Genomic DNA, 263 nt, shown 5'->3' on the forward strand with positions numbered 1-263 from the left:
CATGTATACGTTCACAGGTAGGATAGATGAAGCTATTGAGGTTCTTAATATGCAATGGATTCTCCTTTACGTCCCAGTGTATCTTTATAGTATTTGGGATAGTAGGAGAACAACAATTGATATAAATAAGTATGCCATCATGGCAGATAAAAACTGGACTGCCTCAGAAATAAACCCAATTACATTTTCATCTGTCGAGAATAATTTTTTAGATAAACGAAAAAACTGGTTAGCAATATTTTGGTCACTGATCACTCCTGGAC

At 35.0% G+C, this 263-nt stretch carries 1 protein-coding gene; it reads left to right on the forward strand.

Features of this window, described 5'->3' with window-relative positions; genetic code table 11:
• Window positions 1–49: 49 nt before the first annotated feature.
• Window positions 50–263, forward strand: a 214-nt coding sequence (locus AOA62_RS32315; protein WP_218244228.1) for a hypothetical protein, incomplete at its 3' end; no start/stop codon positions are given.

The organism is Pseudomonas sp. 2995-3, assembly GCF_002742565.1.
GTDB lineage: Bacteria > Pseudomonadota > Gammaproteobacteria > Pseudomonadales > Pseudomonadaceae > Aquipseudomonas > Aquipseudomonas edaphica.